Source organism: Stenotrophomonas maltophilia R551-3 (assembly GCF_000020665.1).
Classification (GTDB): domain Bacteria; phylum Pseudomonadota; class Gammaproteobacteria; order Xanthomonadales; family Xanthomonadaceae; genus Stenotrophomonas; species Stenotrophomonas maltophilia_L.
Map to the genome: position 1 here is coordinate 2,498,938 of NC_011071.1, position 22,196 is coordinate 2,521,133.

Sequence of the window (22,196 nt, forward strand, 5' to 3'; positions counted from 1 at the left end):
GCCCGCCGCCGCGCGGGCGTATCTCTATGCAGGAACCCAATACGCCGGCGTCACCGGCATCCAAAGGACCTGCGATGAGCTACACCCCCGACAACGCCCAGCTGCTGAATGCCATGCAGAACGTCATGGTGATCTCCACCACCGACCTGCAGGGCAACATCACCTACGCCAATGACCTGTTCTGCACGCTCACCGGGTTCGCGCGCGAGGAGCTGATCGGCCAGCCGCACAGCATCGTGCGCCATCCGGATGTGCCCAAGGCGGTCTACAAGGACATGTGGGACACCATCAAGGCCGGCAAGACCTGGACCGGCATCGTGCCCAACCTTGGCAAGGGCGGCGTGCTCTACGTGGTCGACACCACCGTGCAGCCGCTGTTCGACGCCGACGGCAGCATCACCTCGTACATCAGCATCCGCCGCGTGGTGAACGACCTGATGCAGAACTACGACCTGGTCGAGTTCAGCAAGGAAAAGTTCGACGACTTCTACGAGGCCGCGTGAACGCTCTCCCGACCAGTACGCCCTTCAGCCGCCTGCTGGTGGGTTTCGCGTCCGAGTCGGGCAATGCCCGCGCCCTGGCCCAGCGCCTGGGCGCGGACCTGCAGCCGCACGCGCCGCAGGTGCTCCCGTTCAACGATATCGACGTGGCCAGCCTCGGCCACGGCGATGTGCTGCTGGCGATCTCCAGCTCGTTCGGTGACGGCGAACCGCCGGCCAACGGCGAACAGTTCTTTGAAACCCTGCGCCAGACTCCGACACTGAGCGGCCTGCGCTATGCAGTGTTCGGCCTCGGCGACACCGGCTACCCCAGCTTCTGCGGCTTCACCAAGGCGCTGGATGCCGCGCTGAGCGAGCGCCAGGCGCAGCCGCTGCTGCACCGCGTGGATGCCGACCTGGGTTACGAGCAGTTCTTCCAGCAATGGCAGCCGGTGCTGGGCCAGGTTCTGGATGGCGACCTCGACGCTGGCGAGGACCTGCACCTGCAGGTCACCGCCTATGGCGAAGACAATGCCTTTGCCGCCCCCATTCTCGAACGCCGCCGCTTGAACAGCAGCGACCCGGCCGCCTGGCACCTGCAACTGGACATTGCCGGCAGTGGCATGGCCTACCGCGCGGGTGACACCCTGCACGTGGTGCCGGAGAACGACCCTGCCCTGCTGCAGGCATTGGCCGCCTGGTACGGCGACACCGCCGCTGTGGCTACGCTGCATGACCGGGAGCTGCGCCTGCTGAGCAAGGGCGTGCTGCGCGAACTGGCCAAGCTCGGTGGCAGCGACGTACTGAAGGGCCTGTTGAAGGTCAGCCAGAAGCGCGAGCTGGAAGCCTACCTGCACGGCCTGGACCTGCTGGACGTGCTGCAGGACCACGCCACGCCGGACAGCATTCCGCTGGTCCGCCTTCGCGAGCTGCTTTCACCACGCCTGCCGCGTGCCTATTCGATCGCCTCGCACCCCTGCGACGACCAGCTGAGCCTGTGCGTGCGCGAAGTGCGCTACACCCTGCGTGGGCGCGAGCGCTTCGGCACTGCCACCGGCAGCCTGCTGCACGGCGGCGACCACGCGCGCGTGTACTGCCGTTCCAATCCCGGCTTCCATCTGCCCGATACCGGCGAAGCTCCATTGCTGCTGGTTGGCACCGGCACCGGCATCGCGCCGTTGATGGGCCTGATGCAGGAGCTGCAGGCCAACGCCTGCGAACGCGAAGTACACCTGGTGTTCGGCGAGAAGCACAGCCAGCACGATTACCTGTACCGCGAGCAGCTGCAGGACTGGCGCGCGCGCGGTGTGCTGGCCGGCCTGCATACCGCGTTCTCGCGCGATGGCGCCGAAAAGGTCTATGTGCAGCATGTGCTGCAGCAGCGCGCCGACGAAGTGCGCGATGTGCTGGCCCGCGGTGGGCATCTGTACCTGTGCGGCAACAAGAGCCACCTGGAAAGCGCGGTGCGCGAGGCCATCGATGCCATCGTTGGCGAAGGGCACTGGGACGCGCTACGAGGTGAAGGCCGCACGCACTGCGAGCTGTATTGATCCATTCCACTGGATTGCCCGAACGCTGGATTGGTAGAGCCGGCCTCTGGCCGGCTGCTCCGGATTCCATGGTTGCCGGCCAGCGGCCGGCACTACCATCAGCTGTAGTCAACCATCGCCCGTGCGTCGCGAAACCCCTGAGCCGGTAGAGCCGGCCGCTGGCCGGCTGCTCCGGATTCCATGGTTGCCGGCCAGCGGCCGGCACTACCATCAGCTGTAGTCAACCATCGCCTGTGCGTCGCGAAACCCCTGAGCCGGTAGAGCCGGCCGCTGGCCGGCTGCTCCGGAATCCGTGGTTGCCGGCCAGCGGCCGGCACTACCATCAGATGCAACCAACCTTCGCCTGTGCGTCCAGCACGGGTCAATCGCCGACGATGCGGCCGTCCACGACGCGTGCCACCTGCTGGCCGAACATGGCCACATCCTGCGGGTCGTGGCTGATCAACAGCAACGGGATGCCGGTCTTGTCCAGCACGGTCTCCAGCTCCTGGCGCAGGTGCTGGCGCAGATCATGGTCCAGCGCGGAGAACGGCTCATCCAGCAGCAGTGCCTGCGGCTGCGTCACCAGGGCTCGTGCCAAGGCGGTACGCTGACGTTGCCCGCCGGAGACCTGCGAGGGCAGCAGATCGCCCACTGTGTCGATGCGGAATGCGTGCAACCATTGCTCCACTGCATCAAAGCGCTGCCCGGTGCGTGGATTGAGCCAGCCCTTCTGCAGACCGAACGCCACGTTCTGGCGCACGCTCAGGTGTGGGAACAACGCATAGTCCTGGAAGACATAGCCCAGCCGGCGGCGCTGCGGTGGCAGGTCCACGCCGGCCGCCGCGTCAAACAAGGTCTGCCCCTGCAGGCGCACGTGGCCCTGGCCCGGCCTCAGCAGCCCGGCCACTCCCTTCAGGGTCAGGCTCTTGCCCGCGCCCGAGGGCCCGAACAGCACCACCTGCCGCTGCGTGCACTGCAAAGCTACGTCCAGCACGAAACTCTGGCCGGCCGCCTGCAGTCGGCGCTGCACCTGCAGATCAAGCCACATCGCGCAGCTCCCGGCGACGCCCGCCCACCAGCCGTGCGGCCAGCAGCAGGATCACGATGCACACCACCGAGGTCAGGATCACCAGCGCATTGGCCTTACCGTCCTGACCGGCCTGCACCGCTTCGTAGATGGCGATCGACAACGTCTGCGTGCGGCCCGGAATGCTGCCGGCCACCATCAGCGTGGCACCGAACTCGCCCATCGCGCGTGCAAACGCCAGCAGCAGGCCGGCGAGGATGCCGCGCCAGGCCAGCGGCAGCGTGATGCGGAAGAACACCGCCGCTTCGGACACACCAAGCGTGCGTGCGGCCTGCTCCAGCTGTCCGTCCACTTCCTCGAACGCCGCGCGTGCCGGCTTGAACACCAGCGGCAGCGAGGCCACCGCCGCAGCGATCACGGCGGCCTGCCAGGTAAACACCAGGTTGATGCCGAACCACGACTGCAGCCACGCGCCGATCGGTCCGTTACGGCCGATCAGCACCAGCAGGTAATAGCCCAACACGGTCGGTGGCAACACCATCGGCAAGGTCAACAACGAATCCAGCAGCTCGCGGCCGGGAAAGCGCCGCCGCGCCAGTAGTGCGCCCAGTGCAACGCCCGCTACAAGATTGATCGCGGTAGCCCAGCCGGCCACCTTCAGCGACAACCCCAGCGCGCTCCAGTCGAGATCCATGCCTCAGGGCTTGCCGAACCCGTGCCTGGCAAGGATCGCCTGGCCCTGCGCCGAACGCACGAAGGTGGCGAAGCGTTTGGCCTCGGCCGGCTGCGCGCTGGCCTTGGTCACCGCCAGCGGATAGGCGATGCGCCCGGCAACCGGCACCGCGAAGGCACGGCGCACCCGGTCGGGCATCGCCTGCGCATCGGTGGCATAGACGAAGCCGGCATCCACTTCACCACGCGCCACGTAGTCCAGCGACTGGCGCACGTTCTGGGTGGTGATGACCCTGCCCTGCACCGACGGCCACAGGCCCGCCGCTTCCAGCGCGCCCTTGGCGTAGCGACCGACCGGCACGCTGTCCGGGTTGCCCAGTGCGATGCGCTGCACGCCGGCACCGGTCAGGTCCTTCAAGCTACGCGGCGCGACCTTGGCCTGCGGCGGCACCACCACCCACAGCGCGTTCACCGCGAATACCTCGCGGGTGCCGGGCGCCAGCAGGTCCTGCTGCTGGGCCTGGTCCATCGTGGTTTCATCGGCCGAGGCGAACACGTCCACCGGTGCACCACGGCTGATCTGCTGCAGCAGCACGCCGGACGCAGCGAAGTTGAAATCGACCTTGGTTCCCGGGTGCGCCTTCTCATAGGCGGCGCCGAGTTCGCGGAAGCTCTCGGTCAGGCTCGATGCCGCCGACACCGTCAGATCGGCCGCCCAGGCCGGCACCGTGGCCAGCAGTCCCAGCAACAACAGTCCAGCGCGCTTCATCGTCGGCTCCCGGCCAGGTTCAGTTCGGATCGGATTCGTCGGCCACCGCCAGCGCCGCCAGGCGCTCGGGCTGCAGCAGCAGGATCTCACGCTGTTTCACCGCGATGATCCCATCATCGCTCAGGCGACGCAGCACGCGGCTGGCGGTTTCCGGCGCCATCCGCAGGTAATTGGCAATCTCGGTGCGTGCCATCGTCAGGTTGAAGCGCGTGGCGGAAAAACCGCGCCGCGCGTAACGCTCGGACATGTCGAGCAGGAACGCCGCCATGCGCTCTTCGGTACGGTGATTCGCGGCCAGCGTGGCGACCTTGCCGATCTCCGCACTGAGCAGGCTGAACAGCTTGGCCTGCAGCCCCGGCATGCGTGTGGCCAGCAGGCTCAGCTTGGGGAACGAGATGCGGCACAGGTGCACGGTGTCCAGCGCCACCGCATTGCAGGGGAAGCGCGAGCCGTGGATCGCATTGAGGCCGATCACTTCGCCCGGCAGGCTGAAGCCCAGCACCTGCTCGTTGCCCTGGCTGTCATCGACGAAGGTCTTGACCATACCGGCGCGCACCGCAGCAATCGAATCGAACGATTCGCCAGCGCGGAAGATGTAGTCACCCGCATGGAACGGGCCAACGTGGTCGACCAGGACGTGCAGATCGCCCAGCGCGGTCTTGTCATAACCCTGCGACATGCAGGCATCGGAAAATGCACAGGTACTGCAGAAGTGCAGCGCGTCGCCATCATCGGCGGCGGCGGGGTTCGGCGTGGCCCGGCCGAGGCGACCCTGGGAAGGCGGAGTTGAAGACATCGGGGCAGGACTCAAGCGATGGCGGCCGCCGGCCGGAAGCATGAGGCCATCATACGCCACAGCAACCGCCCTTCTTCGGCCAGCCGCAGCACGCGTGCATCCCACTGCGCCCAGCCGCGCGCCAGCAGCGGCGACAGCGCCGGCAGCTGTTCGGCGAAGCATTCCTCGAAGGGTTCATCATTACGCCACTCGAATGCAGCCGCATCGAGCGCATGGTCGCAGGCGATGCTCTGTGCCACCTCGGCCGCAAGCCGCTCGTCCTCGGACAGGATCAGGCCCGCGGCCACGCCCATGTGACCGGACTGCAGGCGCGCCCGCCATTCACCCAGCTCGTCCTCCAGCCGGTAGAACACTTCGCCGATCTGGCTGCAGGCGGACAGGCCAAGCCCGATGAAATCACTGCGATCACGGCGCGGCACGCCGGCCAGGTCGCAGTGGCGCTGGCCATCGCCGGGCCCATGCGGATTGGGCAGGTCACCACGCTGGTAGTGGTCACCGCCGATGGGTTCATAACCGGCATCGCGCAGCAGGCGCCAGGCCTGCAGCCAATGCGCTGCCGACGGACGCTGCGGTAGCGCGCACGGTGCCGGCAGCAGGATGCGCTCGGGTGCTTCGGCCAGCACCTCGTGCAGCCGTTCGATGAAGCCGGTGTCCTCGCTACCGGGCACCCGCAGCTGGTAGTAGCGCGCGGTGAAGCCGACCTGCCGCGCCTGTGCCAGCAGGGTCGGCCCCGGTGCATCGGCACGGTCGATCACGTTCAAACGGGTGCAGCCCACCGCACGCAGCTGCGCTGGCGACAATGCGCTGCCCGCGTCCAGCCGCACCTCCACCTGGGGCCGTGCCACGGTGCGCAGGTGCTGCGGCACCGCATCCAGCAGCTGGCCCAGCTGGGGTGGCGGCAAGGTCTCGGCCAAGCCCAGCTGCAGCACCATCGCCACTACTTCGCGGTCCTCGGCCAGGGCATCGGCCTGCAGCTGCAGGGCCAGCAGCAAGGTGTCCAGATACGCCTGTGGCGGCACATCGCGTCCGCCGCGACCGGCCTGGAAGCCGAGCGTCAAGCCACGCGGGATCAGGTGCTCATTGCTGGCGCGCACGGCGGCGCGCCAGCCGCTTTCGCCAAACCCGGTGCTGAACTGGTCAGCCGCCGGAAACAGCACGTGCCGGGGCTGCCGCAGCAATGCCGCCTGCAGCGCAGTGTCCTCGCTCTCGTCAACGTGGAAGCTCATGGCAGACATCTTCGGGCGTTCCTCTTCGCGTGGCCCTGATTGAAATCAAGCGTGGCGCATCGGTAGGTTCATGCCGGCCAGCGGCCGGCACTACCCTTTCGGCCGCTGGCCGGCAACCCCGTTCAACCGCCACGCACCCGCTCGGCGGCGGCCGCATCAATGGCTTCGGGCAGGTCGGTCTCGCGGTCGATCTGCGGGAAGTGACGGCGCTCCATGCGGCGAATAGCAAAATGCATCCACGCCAGTGCAGCTGCCACCAGCACGAACAGCAACATGAAACAGCTGCTCCAGATGCCCAGGGCATCATTCAAGGCCCCGAACACGATCGGCAGGATGAAGCCACCAAGTCCGCCGATCATGCCGACCACACCACCCACCGCACCCACGTGCTGCGGGTAATACACCGGAATGTGCTTGTACACCGCGGCCTTGCCCAGCGACATGAAGAAGCCCAGCACGAACACCAGCACGGTGAACATCACCACGCCGATGGCCAGATGGAAGTGGATCGGGCCGTGGATGCCTTTCACCACATATTCGGTATCCGGATAGGCCAGCAGGAAGGTGCAGATGGCCGACACACCGAAGGTCCAGTACATCACCCGGCGCGCACCCATCCGGTCCGACATCCAGCCACCGACCACCCGGAACAGGCTCGCCGGGATCGAATAGCACGCCGCCAGCATGCCGGCGTGGCCCACGTCCATGCCGTAGGCGCCCACCAGGTAATGCGGCAGCCACAGCGCCAGCGCCACGAATCCACCGAACACGAAGAAGTAGTACAGCGAGAACCGCCACACCTGCAGGTTCTTCAGCGGCGCCATCTGCTCGGAAAACGGCACCGGCTTGACGCCATCACGGCGGCGCTGTTCCAGCGACGGATCCTCCTTGCTGAACAGGAAGAACAGCACCGCAGTGATCGCCAGCGCGACCGCCCACACCTTGGCCACCATCATCCAGCCCGCCGCCACCATCACCATCGGTGCCAGCAGCTTGGTCACTGCCGAACCAATGTTGCCGGCGCCGAAAATGCCCAGCGCGGTGCCCTGCTTGCTGGCCGGGAAGAACTTGGACACGTAGGCCACGCCCACCGAGAAATTGCCACCGGCAATACCCACGCACAGCGCGGCAAACAGGAACTGCGGGTAGGTGTGCGCATAGGTCAGCATCCAGGTGGCCACCGCGCCACACAGCATCACCAGCGCCATCACCTTGCGGCCGCCGAACTGGTCGGACCAGATGCCAAGGAACACGCGGCTGACCGAGCCGGTCAGTACCGGCGTGGCGATCAACAGCCCGAACTGGGTGTCGCTCAATCCGAGCTGTTCGCTGATCTGGATGCCGATGATCGAAAAGATCATCCACACCGCAAAGCACACGGTGAAGGCGAACGTGCTCAGCCACAGCGCACGCTGCTGCTGCCCGGCACTGGCGGGGGCAAGGGCCTGGTTCATGGGGTCTCCTCGTTCAATGGGGTTCAGCCGATATCCGCTTCGGCGTCGATCTCGTCCAGCCCGCGCACCGGGTAGCGCTCCTGCAGCTGCAGCAGGTAGGCCTGCACCTCGCGCTGCCGTACCTGCAGCTCCAGGTAATCACGCAGCTGCGGCAGCACCGCCTCGAACGGCTGCGGCTGGCCTTCCTCGCGGGCATCGACGCAGACCACGTGGTAGCCCCAGCGCGATTCCACCGGAAATCCCGCCAGGCCCTCGCGCAGCCGGAACACCTGGCGGTCGAACTCCGGCGTGGTCTGCCCGCGCTGCAGCCAGCCCAGGTCGCCGCCCTCGCTGCTGGACGGGCAGCGCGAATGGCGCAGGGCGAAATCGGCGAACAGGTGCGGCGACTCCTTCAGCAGTCCGACCAGCCGCTCGCCTTCGGTGCGTGCGGCGAAGCGCCCGGCCACGTCGTCGGCCGGCGCAGCCAGCAGGATATGGCGCAGGCGCACGCGGTCAGGCGAGCGGAAGCGCTCCGGGTTCTGCTCGAAGTAGCGGCGGCAGTCCTCATCGGTCGGCACGCGGTCTTCGATCGCGTCTTCCAGCAGTTGCTGGATCAGCACTTCCTCGTCGCTGACCCGGTTGCCCTCCGGTGCCTGCAGGCCCAGCCGCTGCGCTTCCAGGCGCAGCAGCTCGCGCACCACCAGTGCACGTGCCGCCTCGGCACGTGACTGTTCCGGGCGCATCGCCCGGTGGTGCTGCATCTCGCGGGCGATGTCGGCCTCGCTGATCGCGGTCTCGTCCACGAACAGCCGGCACGGCGCCGGCTGCCCGAGCGAGCGCGGTCCCTGCTCCGCCGCGTCGTGGTGGTGCGAATGCGCCTCGGCCGGAACCGGGGCATTGGAGTCGATCACGGTGATCGGCAGGGATTTCGGCAGGCTGCCCATGAATTACTCCCGCGGACCGTAGCGCAGCGTGGCCTGGCGGCGGCGCACCACCTGGTACGGCCGCCACAGGTAGCTGATCGGAATGCTCCACACGTGCACCAGGCGGGTGAACGGCGCGATCAGGAACAGGGTCAGGCCCAGGAAGATATGCATCTTGTAGACCCAGCTGACGCCCTCGATATAGTCGGCGGCACCGGCGCGGAAGGTCACGATGTGTTGCGCCCACTCGGCCAGCTGTACCATCACCCCACCGTCCAGGTGACCGGAGGAGATGCGGATGCTGTACAGGCCCAGGCACAGCTGGGCGAACAGCAGCACCAGCACCAGGGTGTCGCCAAAGCTGCCAGTGGCACGCACGCGCGCATTGAACAGGCGGCGAACCAGCAGGATGCTGATGCCGATGAAGCACAGTGCGCCGAACACACCACCAACCACCATCGCCAGCATCTGCTTCTGCGACGAGGTGATGAAGTGCTCGTACACCGCGTGCGGGGTCAGCAGGCCGACCAGGTGGCCACCGAGGATGGCCAGGATGCCGATATGGAAGCAGTTGCTGCCGATCCGCATGCCCTTGTCCGACAGCATCTGGCTGGAGCCGGTGCGCCAGGTGTACATGGCCTTGTCGTAGCGCGCCCAGCTGCCGATCAGCAGCACCGCCACGGCGATGTACGGGTAGTACTGGAAGGCGAATTGATGCAGGGAGTAACTCATGGCTGGACCTCTCGATGCGAAGGACGGGCCGGCGAACGCACGGGCGGCTTGCAGTCTTCGGCAGGGGCTTCGGCGCCGAAGCGCACCGCCTCCTCCTCCCACAAGCGGTCCATGGCCTCGGCGGTATCGTCGCGGACTTCCTCGCTGGCACGCTGGCGCAGCGCCTGCAGATCGGCCTTGCCGTCACCGGCTTCGACCAGGATCTCGAACAGCACCCGGTGCGGCAGCTCACGCTCGGCGGCACGCGCGGCCAGCATCCCGGCGATATGGCCGATGTGGTGCAGCCACTCGCGGGCCTCGCTGCCGGGGCGATGGGCCAGGAACTCCAGCAGCAGCGGCAGGTAGTCCGGCAGCTCGCGCGCATCCAGTTCGAAGCCGTTGCGGCGGTAGGTTTCGACCAGATCGACCATGGCCTGGCCACGATCGCGCGACTCGCCATGGATGTGTTCGAACAGCAGCAGGCTCATCGAACGGCCGCGGTCGAAACTGGCCAGCCATGCGGCCTGTGCATCCAGCGCATCGGTGTCCAGCAGCTGCTGCACGAAGCTGCGCAGCTGCTGGCGGCGGGCGGCGCCCAGCACCGGGGCGTCGCAGGCGGCGAGCAGTTCCTCGCCGTGCTGCCACAGTTCTTCACGGGGGTAGTCCAGCAGCACCCCGACCAGCTTGAGCACGCTCATCACACCACCTCCTTGCGGCGGTGGTTCGGGCCCTTGTCCACCACGAAGGTCGTGCTCTTGCGCTGGCCGAACAGGTCGGCCGGGCTGTCACCGTTGCAGCCGTTGCCGAAGGTGAAGCCGCAGCCGCCGCGCTCGCCGAAGGCATCGTTGGCGTACTCGCGGTGGCCGGTCGGAATCACGAAACGGTCCTCGTAATTGGCGATGGCCAGGTAGCGATACATCTCTTCGACCTGGGCAATGCTCAGCCCGGTCTGCTCCAGCACTGCGGTGTCTTCCACGCCGTCCACGTTCTTGGCCCGGCGCCAGGCACGCATCGCCATCAGCCGTTCCAGCGCACGCACCACCGGCGCCTCGTCACCGGCCGTCAGCAGATTGGCCAGGTAACGCATCGGGATGCGCAGCGAGGCCACGTCCGGCAGCTCGCCACTCATGCCCACGCGGCCACGTTCGGCGGCCGACTGGATCGGCGACAGCGGTGGCACATACCAGACCATCGGCAGCGTGCGGTATTCCGGGTGCAGCGGCAGCGCCAGCTTCCAGTCGATCGCCAGCTTGTACACCGGCGACTGCTTGGCCGCATCCAGCCAGCTGTCCGGGATCCCTTCCTTGCGCGCGGCGGCGATCACCGCCGGATCATTCGGGTCCAGGAAGATGTCCAGGTGGGCCTGGTACAGGTCCTTCTCGGCGGCCACCGAGGCAGCCTCGGCAATGCGGTCGGCGTCGTACAGCATCACGCCCAGATAGCGGATGCGGCCCACGCAGGTCTCCGAACACACCGTCGGCTCACCCATCTCGATGCGCGGGTAGCAGAAGATGCACTTCTCCGACTTGCCGCTCTTCCAGTTGTAGTAGATCTTCTTGTACGGGCAGGCCGACACGCACATGCGCCAGCCGCGGCACTTGTCCTGGTCGATCAGCACGATGCCATCTTCCTCGCGCTTGTAGATCGCGCCCGACGGGCACGCCGACACGCACGCCGGGTTCAGGCAGTGCTCGCACAGGCGCGGCAGGTACATCATGAAGGTCTTTTCGAAGGCGCCGTAGATCTCCTTCTGCACCTGGTCGAAGTTGTAGTCGCGCGAGCGCTTGCTGAACTCCGAACCCAGGATTTCCTCCCAGTTCGGGCCCCACTCGATCTTCTGCATGCGCTCGCCACTGATCAGCGAACGCGGCCGCGCGGTGGGCTGGTGCTGGCTGTCCTTGGCGGTGTGCAGGTTCTGGTAGTCGAAATCAAACGGCTCGTAGTAGTCGTCGATCTGTGGCAGGTCCGGGTTGGCGAAGATCTTGGCCAGCATGCGCCAGCGGCCACCGGCACGCGGCACCAGCTTGCCGGCGCGGGTGCGTACCCAGCCGCCGTTCCACTTGTCCTGGTTCTCCCATTCCTTGGGGTAGCCGATGCCTGGCTTGGTTTCCACGTTGTTGAACCAGGCGTACTCGACGCCCTCGCGCGAAGTCCAGACGTTCTTGCAGGTGATCGAGCAGGTATGGCAGCCGATGCACTTGTCCAGGTTCAGCACCATCGCGATCTGTGCACGGACCTTCATCACACCACCTCCTTGGCGGCGGCCGGTACGGCCTCGCCATCTAGCCAATCCACCTTGTCCATCTTGCGCACGATCACGAACTCGTCGCGGTTGGTGCCGCAGGTGCCGTAGTAGTTGAAACCGTAGGCCAGCTGCGCGTAGCCGCCGATCATGTGGGTGGGCTTGAGCACGATGCGGGTCACCGAGTTGTGGATGCCGCCGCGGGTCCCGGAAATCTCCGAGCCCGGCACGTTGATGATGCGTTCCTGGGCGTGGTACATCATCGCCATGCCCGGCATCACGCGCTGGCTGACCACCGCACGCGCGGCGATCGCACCGTTGACGTTGAACAGCTCGATCCAGTCGTTGTCGACGATGCCGGCGCTGCGTGCGTCGTCCTCGCTGATCCACACGATCGGGCCACCGCGCGACAGCGTCTGCATGATCAGGTTGTCGCTGTAGGTGCTGTGGATGCCCCACTTCTGGTGCGGGGTGATCCAGTTCAGCACGATCTCCTTGTTGCCGTTCGGGCGCTGGTTCAGCAGCGGCTCCACCGTGCGCGTATTGACCGGCGGCCGGTAGCCCATGAAGGCCTCGCCGAAGTCGATCATCCACTCGTGGTCCTGGTAGAACTGCTGGCGACCGGTCACCGTGCGCCACGGAATCAGCTCGTGCACGTTGGTATAGCCGGCGTTGTAGCTGACGTTGTCGTCTTCCAGGCCCGACCAGATCGGCGAGGAAATGATCTTGCGCGGCTGTGCCTGGATGTCACGGAAACGGATCGCCTCGTGCTCCTTGCCCACCGCCAGGTGGGTGTGCTCGCGGCCGGTGAACGTGCCCAGCGATTCCCACGCCTTCACTGCGACGTGGCCGTTGGTCTCCGGCGCCAGGTGCAGGATCACCTCGGCCGCGTCGATCGCGGTCGAAATGGCCGGACGGCCCTGGCTCACGCCCGCGTCGTGCACGGTGTGGTTGAGCTTGCCGAGGAATTCGACTTCGTGCTTCGTGTCCCAGCTCATGCCCTTGCCGCCATTGCCCAGCTTGTCCAGCAGCGGGCCCAGCGAGGTGAACTTGCGGTACAGATTGGGGTAGTCGCGCTCCACGACCGTCATCGACGGCATGGTCTGGCCCGGAATGGCCTCGCACTCGCCCTTCTTCCAATCAGCCACGCCGAACGGCATGCCCAGCTCGTTGGGGGTGTCGTGCAGGGTCGGCACCAGCACCAGGTCCTTCTCCACGCCCAGCACACCGGGCGCCATCTCGCTTACGGTGCGGGCAACTTCCTTGAAAATCTCCCAATCACTGCGCGATTCCCAGGCCGGATCCACCGCCTTCGACAGCGGGTGGATGAACGGGTGCATGTCCGACGTGTTGAGATCGTCCTTCTCGTACCAGGTGGCCGTGGGCAGCACGATGTCCGAGTACAGCGCGGTGGTGCACATGCGGAAGTCCAGCGTCACCAGCAGGTCGAGCTTTCCTTCCGGCGCTTCGTCGCGCCACTTCACTTCCTCCGGCTTGACCGCGCCCATCTCGCCCAGGTCCTTGCCCTGCAGGCCGTGGCGCGTACCCAGCAGGTGCCGCAGCATGTATTCGTGGCCCTTGCCCGAGGAACCGAGCAGGTTCGAGCGCCAGATGAACATCATGCGCGGGTGGTTCTGCTGCGCGTCCGGATCAGCAAAGGCGAAGTCCAGCGAACCATCCTTGAACTTTCCCAGCGCATAGTCGGCCGGGGCCACGCCGGCCGCTTCGGCCTCGCGCACCAACTGCAGCGGGTTGCGGTCCAGCTGCGGTGCGCTCGGCAGCCAGCCCATGCGCACCGCACGCAGGTTCAGGTCGGCCAGGCTGCCGCTGTACTTGCTCGCATCCGCCAGCGGCGACAGCAGCTCATCCACCTGCAGCTTCTCGTAGCGCCACTGCCCGGTGTTGAAGTAGAAGAACGAGGTGCCGTTCATGTGACGCGGCGGGCGGCTCCAGTCCAGGCCGAAGGCCAACGGCTGCCAGCCCGTCTGCGGGCGCAGCTTTTCCTGGCCCACGTAGTGCGCCCAGCCGCCACCGGTCTGGCCCACGCAACCGCACATGATCAACATGTTGATCAGGCCACGGTAGTTCATGTCGTTGTGGAACCAGTGGTTCATGCCGGCGCCGACGATGATCATCGAACGGCCATGGGTCTTGTCGGCGGTACGGGCGAACTCGCGGGCGATCTCGATCACTTCCGCACGCGACACGCCGGTGATGCGTTCCTGCCAGGCCGGGGTGCCCGGCACCATGTCGTCGAAGCTCGATGCCACGTTGCTGCCGCCAAAGCCACGGTCCACGCCGTACTGGGCCAGCAGCAGGTCGTAGACCGTGGCCACCAGGGTCTCGCCGCCTTCGGCCAGGGCCAGGCGGCGCACCGGGATGTTGCGCTCAAGCACGTCGTCGGCCGGCGCAGCGGTCCAGCCCTCCGACTCGATGCCACCGAAGTACGGGAAGCTGACCGCCTCGATGCCCTCATGAGCGTCGGCCAGGCTCAGGCGCAGGCGCGTATCGGCGCCATTGCTTTCCTTCTCCTCGATGTTCCACTTGCCCTTCTCGCCCCAGCGGAAGCCGATCGAACCGTTGGGCACCACGATCTGGCCGCTGCTCTCGTCCAAAGCCAGCGTCTTCCAGTCCGGATTATTGGCTTCACCCAGGCCACCCAGCTCGCTCGCACGCAGGAACCGGCCCGCTACCAGGCGGCCATCGTCGCGACGCTCCAGGCGCACCAGCATCGGCATGTCCGAGTACTGGCGGCAGTAGTCCTGGAAATACTGCGAGGGCGAATCCACATGAAACTCGCGCAGGATCACATGACCGAAGGCAAAGGCCAGTGCCGCGTCGGTGCCCTGCTTGGGGTGCAGCCAGTGGTCGGTCAGCTTGGCCAGCTCGGAATAGTCCGGGCAGATCGCCACCGTCTTGGTGCCGTTGTAGCGCGCCTCGGTGAAGAAGTGCGCATCGGGCGTACGCGTCTGCGGCACGTTCGAGCCCCAGGCGATGATGTAGCGGCTGTTGTACCAGTCGGCCGATTCGGGCACGTCGGTCTGCTCGCCCCAGATCTGCGGCGAGGCCGGCGGAAGGTCGCAGTACCAGTCGTAGAAGGACAGGCAGGCGCCGCCCAGCAGCGACAGGTAACGCGCGCCGGCGGCGTAGGACACCATCGACATCGCCGGAATCGGCGAGAACCCGACCACGCGGTCCGGGCCGTACTGCTTCACCGTGTACAGGTTGGAGGCGGCGATGATCTCGTTGGCCTCTTCCCACTGCAGGCGCACGAAGCCGCCCATGCCGCGGCGGGTCTTGTACGAACGCGCCTTCTCCTTGTCCTCCACGATGCTGGCCCAGGCATCGACCGGGGCCTTGCTCTTCCGTGCTTCGCGCCACAGGCGCAGCAGCGTGCCGCGGATCAGCGGGTACTTCAGCCGGTTGGCGCTGTACAGGTACCAGGAATAGCTGGCGCCACGCGGGCAGCCACGCGGTTCGTGGTTGGGCAGGTCCGGGCGCGTACGCGGGTAGTCGGTCTGCTGGGTTTCCCAGGTGACCAGGCCGTTCTTGACGTAGATCTTCCAGCTGCACGAACCCGTGCAGTTCACGCCGTGGGTGGAACGCACGATCTTGTCGTACTGCCAGCGGGCGCGGTAACTGTTTTCCCAGTCACGGCCTTCGCTCTTGGCGAATCCGTGGCCATCGGCAAAGGTCTGGGGGTCACGCTTGAAGAACTGCAAGCGATCGAGGAAATAACTCATCGGGGATCTCCCTTTGCGGACATCGGCATCGTGGCTGTGTGTGTCATCTGGCTGCGGTGCGTTTTCATGTCGTCAGCAGGGTGTCTCGGCACCGCGCCGGTAGTACCACCACCAGGTCACGGCCAGGCAGGTGACATAGAAAACGACGAACCCGTACAGCGCCATGTCGGGGCTGCCGGTCAAGGTGATGGACGAGCCGTAGCTCTTGGGAATGAAGAAACCGCCATAGGCACCGATCGCACCGGAGAAACCGACCACCGCGGCCGACTCGATGCTGGCCTGGTGCGCGGCCGAGGCCTTGCCTTCGGCGTTGTCGTTGGCCGACCAGCGCTCATGCAGGGTGCGGAAGATCACCGGAATCATGCGGAAGGTGGTGCCGTTGCCGATGCCACTGAGCACGAACAGCGCCATGAAGCTGAGCAGGAAGCCATGGAAGTTGCCGCCCTGGCCGTGACTGGGCAGGAAGTGCAGCACACCGAACACGGCGGCGATCATCAGCGCGAACACCCAGAAGGTCAGGCGTGCGCCACCCCAGCGGTCGGCCATGCTGCCACCCACCGAGCGCATCAATGCGCCCAGCAGCGGGCCGATGAAGGCGTAGGCCAGCGGGTTCACGTCCGGGAACTGGCTCTTCACCAGCATCGGGAAGCCGGCCGAGAAACCGATGTAGGAACCGAAGGTGCCGATGTACAACCAGCACATCAGCCAGTTGTGCTTGCGGCGGAAGATCACCGCCTGCTCGGAGAACGACGAGCGGGCGCTGGTCAGGTCGTTCATGCCGAACCAGGCCGCGATGGCGCACAGCGCGATGGCCGGCACCCAGATGAAGCCGGCGTTCTGCAGGAACAACGGCGCCCCGCCCTCCGCCGTGGGCTGCGGTGCACCACCCAGCGCACCGAACACGCCCACGGTGATGACCAGCGGGATCACCGCCTGCGCCACCGACACGCCCACATTGCCCAGGCCGGCGTTCAGGCCCAGCGCCAGGCCCTGCTTCTGCTTGGGGTAGAAGAAGGAGATGTTGGACATCGACGAGGAGAAGTTCGCGCCACCGAAGCCGCACAGAATTGCGATGGCCACGAACACCCCGTACGGCGTGGCCGGGTTCTGTACCGCAAAGCCGAGCCAGAGCGTCGGCGCCAGCAGCGAGGCCGTGGACAGCGCGGTCCAGCGGCGGCCGCCGAAGATCGGGATCACGAACGAATAGAAGATGCGCAGCGTGGCGCCGGACAGGCTGGGCAGCGCCACCAGCCAGAACAGCTGGTCGGTGCTGAAGTTGAAACCGATCTTCGGCAGGCTGATCGACACCGCCGAGAACAGCACCCAGACCGAGAAGGCCAGCAGCAGCGAGGGGATCGAGATGACCAGGTTGCGGGTGGCGACCCGCTTGCCGGTGCGCTCCCAGTAGCCGGGGTCCTCCGGCGTCCAGTCGCTGATGACGCGACCCGGACGGGCAGTGCTGCGGACAACAGAATCGCTACCGACGGTCATACATGGCTCCAAGGCTGTGGAATGACGTGGGTACTGCGTTTCAAGTTGTGACCCGTCGTCATGCAGCCATTAGGCCGCGCAGCAACAACGACGGGGTTGATCTGGATCAATCAGGGGCCGGTTTCCGCCGTGCCCCTGACAAATGTCAAACCGGTGAAGCGGTGTTGCGGCGGGTCACCCCGCGCTGGCGCACGCTGTCGCGCACGTCCACATCGAACTGCAGCTGAAGCTGGCCGCCATCTTCCAGGGCAATGTCGAATGGCAGCCCATCCCGGCACGGCAGCCGCGCCGCCAAGGCCTCGACTGCCGGGCGCGGCAGTACCAGGCGGCAGAAGGTGCCGCCATCGAGCAGCACCGGTTGATCGCCGCCATGCAGCGACACCGCCATGCCCCAGCCCTCGATGCCGCCAAAGCGGGTCATGTTCTCGACCGATTCACCGGCCAGCAGGCGCGCCAGTTCGGCCTCGTCCAGGCGAAGCCGTACTGATTGATCCTGCAACTGCACTTTCATGACGCAACATCCTCCCATTGTTCGGGGGTATTGCAGTTGACCAGGCAGGCTTCGTCAACGCTTTCCAGCAGCAGCGCGTGCATCTGCAGGCGGTGCTGGAAGGCCTGTACCGAGCGCGGCCTCTGCGCATCATCCAGCATCGCGGCCAGCACGCTACGAGTGGCATTGTCCACATTCAACAGCATGGGAAAGGGATGCCCGTCAAAGATCGTGCATGCGCCCCGCCCCTCGGCGGCCAGCCGTTGGAGCAGCCGCGGCGCCAGCAACGGGGTATCCACCGCTACCACCCAGGCCGGGCTATCGGGCATCTGCTGCATCACGCTGTGCAGTCCACCCAGGGGACCGCAGCGCGCCACCTGATCGGGGATGCCGCCGAAGGCTGGATAGTTGCCGCTCACCCACACCCGTTGGGCGCCGGCCTGCAGCAGCAGGCCGCGCATGTGTTCCAGCAGGGTGCGCCCCTGCCACGGCAGCAGCGCCTTGTCGCGCCCCATCCGGCTGGACAGGCCGCCGGCCAGCACGATGCCATCGATGGTTCCGCTCATTGCAGTAGAGCCACGCCATGCGTGGCTGCACCGGCATCAATGCGGGTGGTCGTGCACGTGGTCATGGGCATGTGCGGGTTCGTTGTCTGCATGGCACAGGCTGCAACCCTCGCTCCACTCGCTGTCGCCGTCCTCGTAATGCTCCTGCTTCCAGATCGGGCACTGGTGCTTCACCACCTCGATCAACTGCCGGCAGGCCCGGAAGGCCTCGTCACGGTGCGGGCTGCCCGCAGCCACCACCACCGCCACATCGCCGATGCCCAACCGGCCCTTGGCATGGGCTACATACAGCTTCAACTTCGGCCCGAACGTGGCCTCGACCTCTGCTGCCAACCGCTTGAACTCGTTCAGCACCAGCGGCTCGAACAGGTCGTAGGTGATCCCGTTCACCGGCCGGCCGATATTGACGTCGCGCACCTTGCCGATGAACACATCGATGCCACCGAAACCCGGATCGGACACCGCAGCGATGCCCTCGGCCGGATCGATCGCCGCCTGCGCGCGATCCACCACCTTGGCGATGATCTTCTCGCTCATGGCTCAGCCCCCGCTCACCGGCGGCAGGATCGCCACCCGGCCATCGTCGGGCAGCGCCTCGTGGTCACGCAGTACGCGTTGCTGGTCGGCAAACGCCGAGTAGTCCAGCAGGCCCGCGCGGAACCCCGGCCAGCGCGCAGGCAGCAGCTCGCGCAGCGCCTGGCGCAGATCGGCCACAGTGCCACCGGCCACCTCCACCGCGATTTCGCGGCTGGCATCCAGATCGGAAAACGCACCGAACAACTGCAGATTCACCTGTTTCATCATGACTCCTTGCTCGCCAGCTGCACCGGGTCATGGTGACCCCAACCCTGCACGCGCACCGGCGTGCCGGCAGCGGCCAGTTCTCCCTCGGCCTCCAGCACCACCCAAGCGTTGGCCTGCAGCATGGACATCAAACGGAACGACTCCTGCCCGGACAGCACGCGCGCACTCAGGCACCCCTGTGCGTCCACTTCCACCCGCGCACGCGCGTGGAAGCGCAGGCCCGGCGGCTTGCGCACGTCGGCCTGCAGCGGCAGCTGCAACACGGCTTCCGGTGCCAGCCCCAGCAGGCGGCGCAGCACCGGCTCGACGAAGAAGCGCTGGCCCACGGCGGCCGACACCGGGTTGCCGGGCAGGCCGAAATACAGCGCGCCATTGGGCAGCACCGCAAACAGCAACGGCTTGCCCGGGCGGATCGCCACCTTGTGGAACACGATGCGCGCACCACGTCCAAGCAGCGCATCGGGAACGAAATCGTAGCGGCCGGCCGACACCGCGCCGGTGCTGATCAGCAGCTGCGCGCCCGCAGCCAGCGCTTCATCCAGCACCGCGTTGAACGCGGCCACGTCATCACCCACCGTGCCCTGCCAGACCACCTCGGCACCGGCGGCCTGCAGCCGGCCGACCAGGTACGGCCGGTTGCTGTCACGAATCTGGCCGGATTCAAGCGTCTGCGCCGCCTCGGTCACCAGCTCCTTGCCAGTGGCGATCACCGCCGCCTTCGGCCGCGCCACTACCGCCACCTGGCCCACGCCAATGGCGTGCAGCAGGGTGCGCGCATTGATGTCCAGCACCTGCCCGGCCTGCAGCACACGCTCGCCTTCGCGCACATCCTGGCCGCGCAGGCGCACGTTCTGGCCCGGCTTCACCGTGCTCTTCAGGGCGATGCGGGTCGGGCGGCCGTCCTCGCTGGTAAGGATCTCCACGTTCTCGACCGGTACCACCGTATCCAGCCCAACCGGCATGCGCGCACCGGTCATGATTTCCCAGGCACCCTCGCCGCCCTCGGCACCGGCATCGCCTGCCGCCTGCCAGCCCTGCACCACGAATTCGGTACCGGCCTCGAACGTCGCGCCGTTGGCGCGCAGCGCGAAGCCGTCCATTGCCGAATTGTCGAACGGCGGCAGCGACTGCTCACTGATGATGTCACTGGCCAGAGTGCGGACGCCGGCCTCATGCAGCGGCAGGCGCTCGGCCGGCAGCGGCGTGGCCGCGTCCAGCAGGTGCTGCAACGCTTCGCTGTAGGCAATCATCAGTGGCCACCACCGTCGACCATCGCCAAGGCGTGGCCCAGTACCGGCGCCAGGATATCGAGGCACTGCGCCGCCGCCTTCGGGCTGCCCGGCAGTGCAAACACCAGCATGTTGCCCAGCTGCACCACCTCGGCGCGGCTCAGCCAGGCCATCGGCGTGTGCTGCGCGCTCAGTGCGCGCACCATCTGCGCCAGGCCATGCACCGGCCGCGCGTTCAAGGAACGCAGCGCCTCCGGGGTCAGGTCACGCGGGCCCAGCCCGGTACCGCCGGTACACAGGCACAGGCGCACACCCTCGGCCGCCAGCGCCTGCAGGCGGCCGGCCAACGGCTCGATGCCATCCGGCAATACCTCGGCCGCCACCACCTCGCCGCCCAGCTTTTTCACGCCGGTCACCAGGGTCGGGCCAGACACATCCTCATACGTGCCCTCGCTGGCGCGGTCACTCAGCGTGATCACCGCGCAGGCCGCGCCCTCCAGGCCCTTCGGCGCACGCGGCTTGAAGCGCGCGCGCTCGGCATCGTCCATGCCATCCGGGTGCAGCCACACGCCGCGCTTGCCACCTTCCTTGAACAGCAGGCGGATGCCTTCAATGCGCAGGGCCGGTTCCACCGGCTTGCTCAGGTCGTACAGGGTCAGCAGCGCCGCGTTGACGCCGGCCAGTGCCTCCATCTCCACGCCGGTGCGCGCCTCGCTGGCGCACTCGCACCACACGCGGATCGCCTGCCGTTCCGGCACCGCCGCGCAGAACACCTGCACCAGCTCCAGCGGCAGCGGGTGGCACAGCGGCATAAGCATCGAGGCCATCTTGGCACCCTGCAGGCCGGCAATCTCGGCCATCACCAGCGCATCGCCCTTGGGCAGGCGGCGCTCGACGATCAGCGGATAGGCCACCGGACCGGCATGCAGCTCGCCCACCGCCACCGCACGGCGGCGGGTGATGCGCTTGTCGCGGACATCGGCCATATGGAAGGCCGCATTCAATTCCCCACTCATCGTGTTGCTCATCCTCCGATGGAGGCCAGGTGCGGGGTCAGCCCGGTCTGGCCCTGGTGCAGTCCATGCCCGGCCGCTTTCAGGCCAAGCTGTGTGGTGATGCGTGCCAGCAGCGCGTCGTGGTCGTCGTCGCGCTGCAGCAGCGGGCGCAGCGGTACGCCGAACTCGCCGAACAGGCACAGCCGCAGGTCGCCCTTGGCGGTCACCCGCAGGCGGTTGCAGCCCTTGCAGAAGTCACGCGAATACGGGGCGATGATGCCGATGCTGCCGCGATGGTCGGGGTGGCCGAACTCACGCGCCGGGCCGGCATCGGCCGCGCGTGGACGCTCGTGCCAGCCTGCGGCAAGCAGCTGCTCGATCACCACGTCGGCACGCAGGTGGTGGCGCTGGAAATAGGCTTCGTTGTCGCCGGTGCGCATCAGCTCGATGAAGCGCACGCTGAAAGGACGGTCACGCAGGTAGTCCATCCACTGCGGCAGCTCGTCGTCATTCAAGCCGCGCAGCAGCACCGCGTTGAGCTTGATCGCCGGCAGGCCCAACGCCTGCGCCAGGGCCAGGCCCTGTTCGATCTCCGGCAGGCGGTCATGCCCGGTGATGGTCCTGAAGCGTTCGCGCTGCAGGCTGTCCATGCTCACGTTCAGCGCGGTCAGGCCGGCGCGGTGCCAGCCCGGCAGGCGACGCGGCAGCAACGTGCCATTGGTGGTGATGGCCACCTTGCGGATGCCCGGCGCCGCCGCTACGGTGGCGATGATCTCGTCCAGATCCTTGCGCAGGCTGGGCTCGCCACCGGTCAGGCGGATCTTGCTCATGCCCAGCGCGGCGAACGCGCGCACCAGGCGCGCGATTTCATCCACCTGCAGGAAGCGCGGGCGGCCATCGACCTGGTAACCGTCGGGCAGGCAGTAGCTGCAACGGAAGTTGCAGGCTTCGGTCAACGACAGGCGCAGGTACGGAAAGCTGCGTCCGAAACCGTCGGTGAGTTGGCTCATGGCTGGTCCACCTTGTTGCTCCACCGTCTTGCCTGTACCCGGAACGGCCCGGAAACCC

Annotated in this window: 21 protein-coding genes; 2 read left to right on the forward strand and 19 right to left on the reverse strand. The window is 66.8% G+C overall.

Going from position 1 to position 22,196, the window contains the following annotated elements:
* The first annotated feature begins 74 nt into the window (after nucleotides 1-74).
* On the forward strand, nucleotides 75-503 hold the full coding sequence (locus SMAL_RS11320; RefSeq protein WP_012511263.1) for a PAS domain-containing protein: 429 nt from the start codon (nucleotides 75-77) through the stop codon (nucleotides 501-503).
* Nucleotides 500-2,029 carry a diflavin oxidoreductase gene (locus tag SMAL_RS11325; protein ID WP_012511264.1) on the forward strand — a complete coding sequence of 510 codons (1,530 nt, stop codon included), beginning with the start codon at nucleotides 500-502 and terminating at the stop codon, nucleotides 2,027-2,029. Before SMAL_RS11320 ends, SMAL_RS11325 begins: the two co-directional genes overlap by 4 nt.
* A gap of 361 nt (nucleotides 2,030-2,390) precedes the next feature.
* Here SMAL_RS11325 and SMAL_RS11330 read toward each other — a convergent pair whose 3' ends face one another.
* From SMAL_RS11330 to moaA, 19 genes are all read right to left on the reverse strand, one after another.
* Nucleotides 2,391-3,059, reverse strand: a complete 669-nt coding sequence (locus SMAL_RS11330) for an ATP-binding cassette domain-containing protein (RefSeq protein WP_012511265.1) — start codon at nucleotides 3,057-3,059, stop codon at nucleotides 2,391-2,393.
* Nucleotides 3,049-3,732 (reverse strand): molybdate ABC transporter permease subunit, encoded by a 684-nt coding sequence (gene modB, locus SMAL_RS11335; RefSeq protein ID WP_012511266.1) that lies wholly within the window; start codon nucleotides 3,730-3,732, stop codon nucleotides 3,049-3,051. The genes SMAL_RS11330 and modB overlap by 11 nt, the downstream gene beginning before the upstream one ends.
* A gap of 3 nt (nucleotides 3,733-3,735) precedes the next feature.
* Nucleotides 3,736-4,479: a molybdate ABC transporter substrate-binding protein gene (gene modA / locus SMAL_RS11340; RefSeq protein ID WP_012511267.1), complete on the reverse strand. Its 744-nt coding sequence runs from the start codon at nucleotides 4,477-4,479 to the stop codon at nucleotides 3,736-3,738.
* A 19-nt stretch (nucleotides 4,480-4,498) separates the two neighbouring features.
* On the reverse strand, nucleotides 4,499-5,275 hold the full coding sequence (locus tag SMAL_RS11345) for a helix-turn-helix domain-containing protein (RefSeq protein ID WP_012511268.1): 777 nt from the start codon (nucleotides 5,273-5,275) through the stop codon (nucleotides 4,499-4,501).
* 11 nt (nucleotides 5,276-5,286) lie between these two features.
* On the reverse strand, nucleotides 5,287-6,501 hold the full coding sequence (locus SMAL_RS11350) for a coproporphyrinogen III oxidase (RefSeq protein ID WP_041864531.1): 1,215 nt from the start codon (nucleotides 6,499-6,501) through the stop codon (nucleotides 5,287-5,289).
* Between the two features lie 122 nt (nucleotides 6,502-6,623).
* On the reverse strand, nucleotides 6,624-7,955 hold the full coding sequence (locus tag SMAL_RS11355) for an MFS transporter (protein WP_012511270.1): 1,332 nt from the start codon (nucleotides 7,953-7,955) through the stop codon (nucleotides 6,624-6,626).
* Between the two features lie 23 nt (nucleotides 7,956-7,978).
* A complete protein-coding gene (locus SMAL_RS11360; protein WP_012511271.1) occupies nucleotides 7,979-8,878 on the reverse strand; it encodes a peptidylprolyl isomerase in 900 nt (299 codons plus the stop codon).
* A 3-nt stretch (nucleotides 8,879-8,881) separates the two neighbouring features.
* Nucleotides 8,882-9,589 carry a respiratory nitrate reductase subunit gamma gene (gene narI, locus SMAL_RS11365; RefSeq protein WP_010485313.1) on the reverse strand — a complete coding sequence of 236 codons (708 nt, stop codon included), beginning with the start codon at nucleotides 9,587-9,589 and terminating at the stop codon, nucleotides 8,882-8,884.
* Nucleotides 9,586-10,266, reverse strand: a complete 681-nt coding sequence (narJ, locus tag SMAL_RS11370; protein WP_012511272.1) for a nitrate reductase molybdenum cofactor assembly chaperone — start codon at nucleotides 10,264-10,266, stop codon at nucleotides 9,586-9,588. The genes narI and narJ overlap by 4 nt, the downstream gene beginning before the upstream one ends.
* Nucleotides 10,266-11,810 (reverse strand): nitrate reductase subunit beta, encoded by a 1,545-nt coding sequence (narH, locus tag SMAL_RS11375; RefSeq protein ID WP_012511273.1) that lies wholly within the window; start codon nucleotides 11,808-11,810, stop codon nucleotides 10,266-10,268. Before narH ends, narJ begins: the two co-directional genes overlap by 1 nt.
* Complete coding sequence (locus SMAL_RS11380; protein WP_012511274.1) at nucleotides 11,810-15,553, reverse strand: nitrate reductase subunit alpha; 3,744 nt, start codon at nucleotides 15,551-15,553, stop codon at nucleotides 11,810-11,812. The genes narH and SMAL_RS11380 overlap by 1 nt, the downstream gene beginning before the upstream one ends.
* A gap of 72 nt (nucleotides 15,554-15,625) precedes the next feature.
* Nucleotides 15,626-17,044 carry a NarK family nitrate/nitrite MFS transporter gene (locus tag SMAL_RS11385; protein ID WP_012511275.1) on the reverse strand — a complete coding sequence of 473 codons (1,419 nt, stop codon included), beginning with the start codon at nucleotides 17,042-17,044 and terminating at the stop codon, nucleotides 15,626-15,628.
* Nucleotides 17,045-17,189: 145 nt separating this feature from the next.
* Complete coding sequence (locus SMAL_RS11390; protein ID WP_012511276.1) at nucleotides 17,190-17,555, reverse strand: hypothetical protein; 366 nt, start codon at nucleotides 17,553-17,555, stop codon at nucleotides 17,190-17,192.
* On the reverse strand, nucleotides 17,552-18,100 hold the full coding sequence (gene mobA / locus SMAL_RS11395; RefSeq protein ID WP_012511277.1) for a molybdenum cofactor guanylyltransferase: 549 nt from the start codon (nucleotides 18,098-18,100) through the stop codon (nucleotides 17,552-17,554). Before mobA ends, SMAL_RS11390 begins: the two co-directional genes overlap by 4 nt.
* Nucleotides 18,101-18,136: 36 nt before the next feature.
* Complete coding sequence (locus SMAL_RS11400; protein ID WP_012511278.1) at nucleotides 18,137-18,637, reverse strand: molybdenum cofactor biosynthesis protein MoaE; 501 nt, start codon at nucleotides 18,635-18,637, stop codon at nucleotides 18,137-18,139.
* A gap of 3 nt (nucleotides 18,638-18,640) precedes the next feature.
* Complete coding sequence (locus SMAL_RS11405; RefSeq protein WP_006371550.1) at nucleotides 18,641-18,901, reverse strand: MoaD/ThiS family protein; 261 nt, start codon at nucleotides 18,899-18,901, stop codon at nucleotides 18,641-18,643.
* Nucleotides 18,901-20,154, reverse strand: coding sequence for a molybdopterin molybdotransferase MoeA (locus SMAL_RS11410; RefSeq protein WP_012511279.1), 1,254 nt, complete (start codon nucleotides 20,152-20,154; stop codon nucleotides 18,901-18,903). Before SMAL_RS11410 ends, SMAL_RS11405 begins: the two co-directional genes overlap by 1 nt.
* Nucleotides 20,154-21,149 carry a bifunctional molybdenum cofactor biosynthesis protein MoaC/MoaB gene (moaCB, locus tag SMAL_RS11415; protein ID WP_012511280.1) on the reverse strand — a complete coding sequence of 332 codons (996 nt, stop codon included), beginning with the start codon at nucleotides 21,147-21,149 and terminating at the stop codon, nucleotides 20,154-20,156. The genes SMAL_RS11410 and moaCB overlap by 1 nt, the downstream gene beginning before the upstream one ends.
* Nucleotides 21,150-21,157: 8 nt before the next feature.
* The gene (gene moaA / locus SMAL_RS11420; RefSeq protein WP_012511281.1) at nucleotides 21,158-22,138 is read right to left on the reverse strand and encodes a GTP 3',8-cyclase MoaA; all 981 of its coding nucleotides are present in this window, start codon (nucleotides 22,136-22,138) and stop codon (nucleotides 21,158-21,160) included.
* Nucleotides 22,139-22,196: the final 58 nt, after the last annotated feature.

What these genes read in the sequence shown, in the direction of transcription:
- SMAL_RS11345 (WP_012511268.1), bottom strand. Translation starts at nt 5,275, where the DNA reads ATGTCTTCAACTCCGCCTTCCCAGGGTCGCCTCGGCCGGGCCACGCCG.
- SMAL_RS11400 (WP_012511278.1), bottom strand. Translation starts at nt 18,637, where the DNA reads ATGAGCGAGAAGATCATCGCCAAGGTGGTGGATCGCGCGCAGGCGGCG.
- moaCB (WP_012511280.1), bottom strand. Translation starts at nt 21,149, where the DNA reads ATGAGTGGGGAATTGAATGCGGCCTTCCATATGGCCGATGTCCGCGAC.
- narH (WP_012511273.1), bottom strand. Translation starts at nt 11,810, where the DNA reads ATGAAGGTCCGTGCACAGATCGCGATGGTGCTGAACCTGGACAAGTGC.
- SMAL_RS11390 (WP_012511276.1), bottom strand. Translation starts at nt 17,555, where the DNA reads ATGAAAGTGCAGTTGCAGGATCAATCAGTACGGCTTCGCCTGGACGAG.
- SMAL_RS11320 (WP_012511263.1), top strand. Translation starts at nt 75, where the DNA reads ATGAGCTACACCCCCGACAACGCCCAGCTGCTGAATGCCATGCAGAAC.
- narJ (WP_012511272.1), bottom strand. Translation starts at nt 10,266, where the DNA reads ATGAGCGTGCTCAAGCTGGTCGGGGTGCTGCTGGACTACCCCCGTGAA.
- mobA (WP_012511277.1), bottom strand. Translation starts at nt 18,100, where the DNA reads ATGAGCGGAACCATCGATGGCATCGTGCTGGCCGGCGGCCTGTCCAGC.
- SMAL_RS11330 (WP_012511265.1), bottom strand. Translation starts at nt 3,059, where the DNA reads ATGTGGCTTGATCTGCAGGTGCAGCGCCGACTGCAGGCGGCCGGCCAG.
- narI (WP_010485313.1), bottom strand. Translation starts at nt 9,589, where the DNA reads ATGAGTTACTCCCTGCATCAATTCGCCTTCCAGTACTACCCGTACATC.
- modA (WP_012511267.1), bottom strand. Translation starts at nt 4,479, where the DNA reads ATGAAGCGCGCTGGACTGTTGTTGCTGGGACTGCTGGCCACGGTGCCG.
- SMAL_RS11380 (WP_012511274.1), bottom strand. Translation starts at nt 15,553, where the DNA reads ATGAGTTATTTCCTCGATCGCTTGCAGTTCTTCAAGCGTGACCCCCAG.
- moaA (WP_012511281.1), bottom strand. Translation starts at nt 22,138, where the DNA reads ATGAGCCAACTCACCGACGGTTTCGGACGCAGCTTTCCGTACCTGCGC.
- SMAL_RS11410 (WP_012511279.1), bottom strand. Translation starts at nt 20,154, where the DNA reads ATGATTGCCTACAGCGAAGCGTTGCAGCACCTGCTGGACGCGGCCACG.
- SMAL_RS11385 (WP_012511275.1), bottom strand. Translation starts at nt 17,044, where the DNA reads ATGACCGTCGGTAGCGATTCTGTTGTCCGCAGCACTGCCCGTCCGGGT.
- SMAL_RS11360 (WP_012511271.1), bottom strand. Translation starts at nt 8,878, where the DNA reads ATGGGCAGCCTGCCGAAATCCCTGCCGATCACCGTGATCGACTCCAAT.
- SMAL_RS11355 (WP_012511270.1), bottom strand. Translation starts at nt 7,955, where the DNA reads ATGAACCAGGCCCTTGCCCCCGCCAGTGCCGGGCAGCAGCAGCGTGCG.
- modB (WP_012511266.1), bottom strand. Translation starts at nt 3,732, where the DNA reads ATGGATCTCGACTGGAGCGCGCTGGGGTTGTCGCTGAAGGTGGCCGGC.
- SMAL_RS11405 (WP_006371550.1), bottom strand. Translation starts at nt 18,901, where the DNA reads ATGAAACAGGTGAATCTGCAGTTGTTCGGTGCGTTTTCCGATCTGGAT.
- SMAL_RS11350 (WP_041864531.1), bottom strand. Translation starts at nt 6,501, where the DNA reads ATGAGCTTCCACGTTGACGAGAGCGAGGACACTGCGCTGCAGGCGGCA.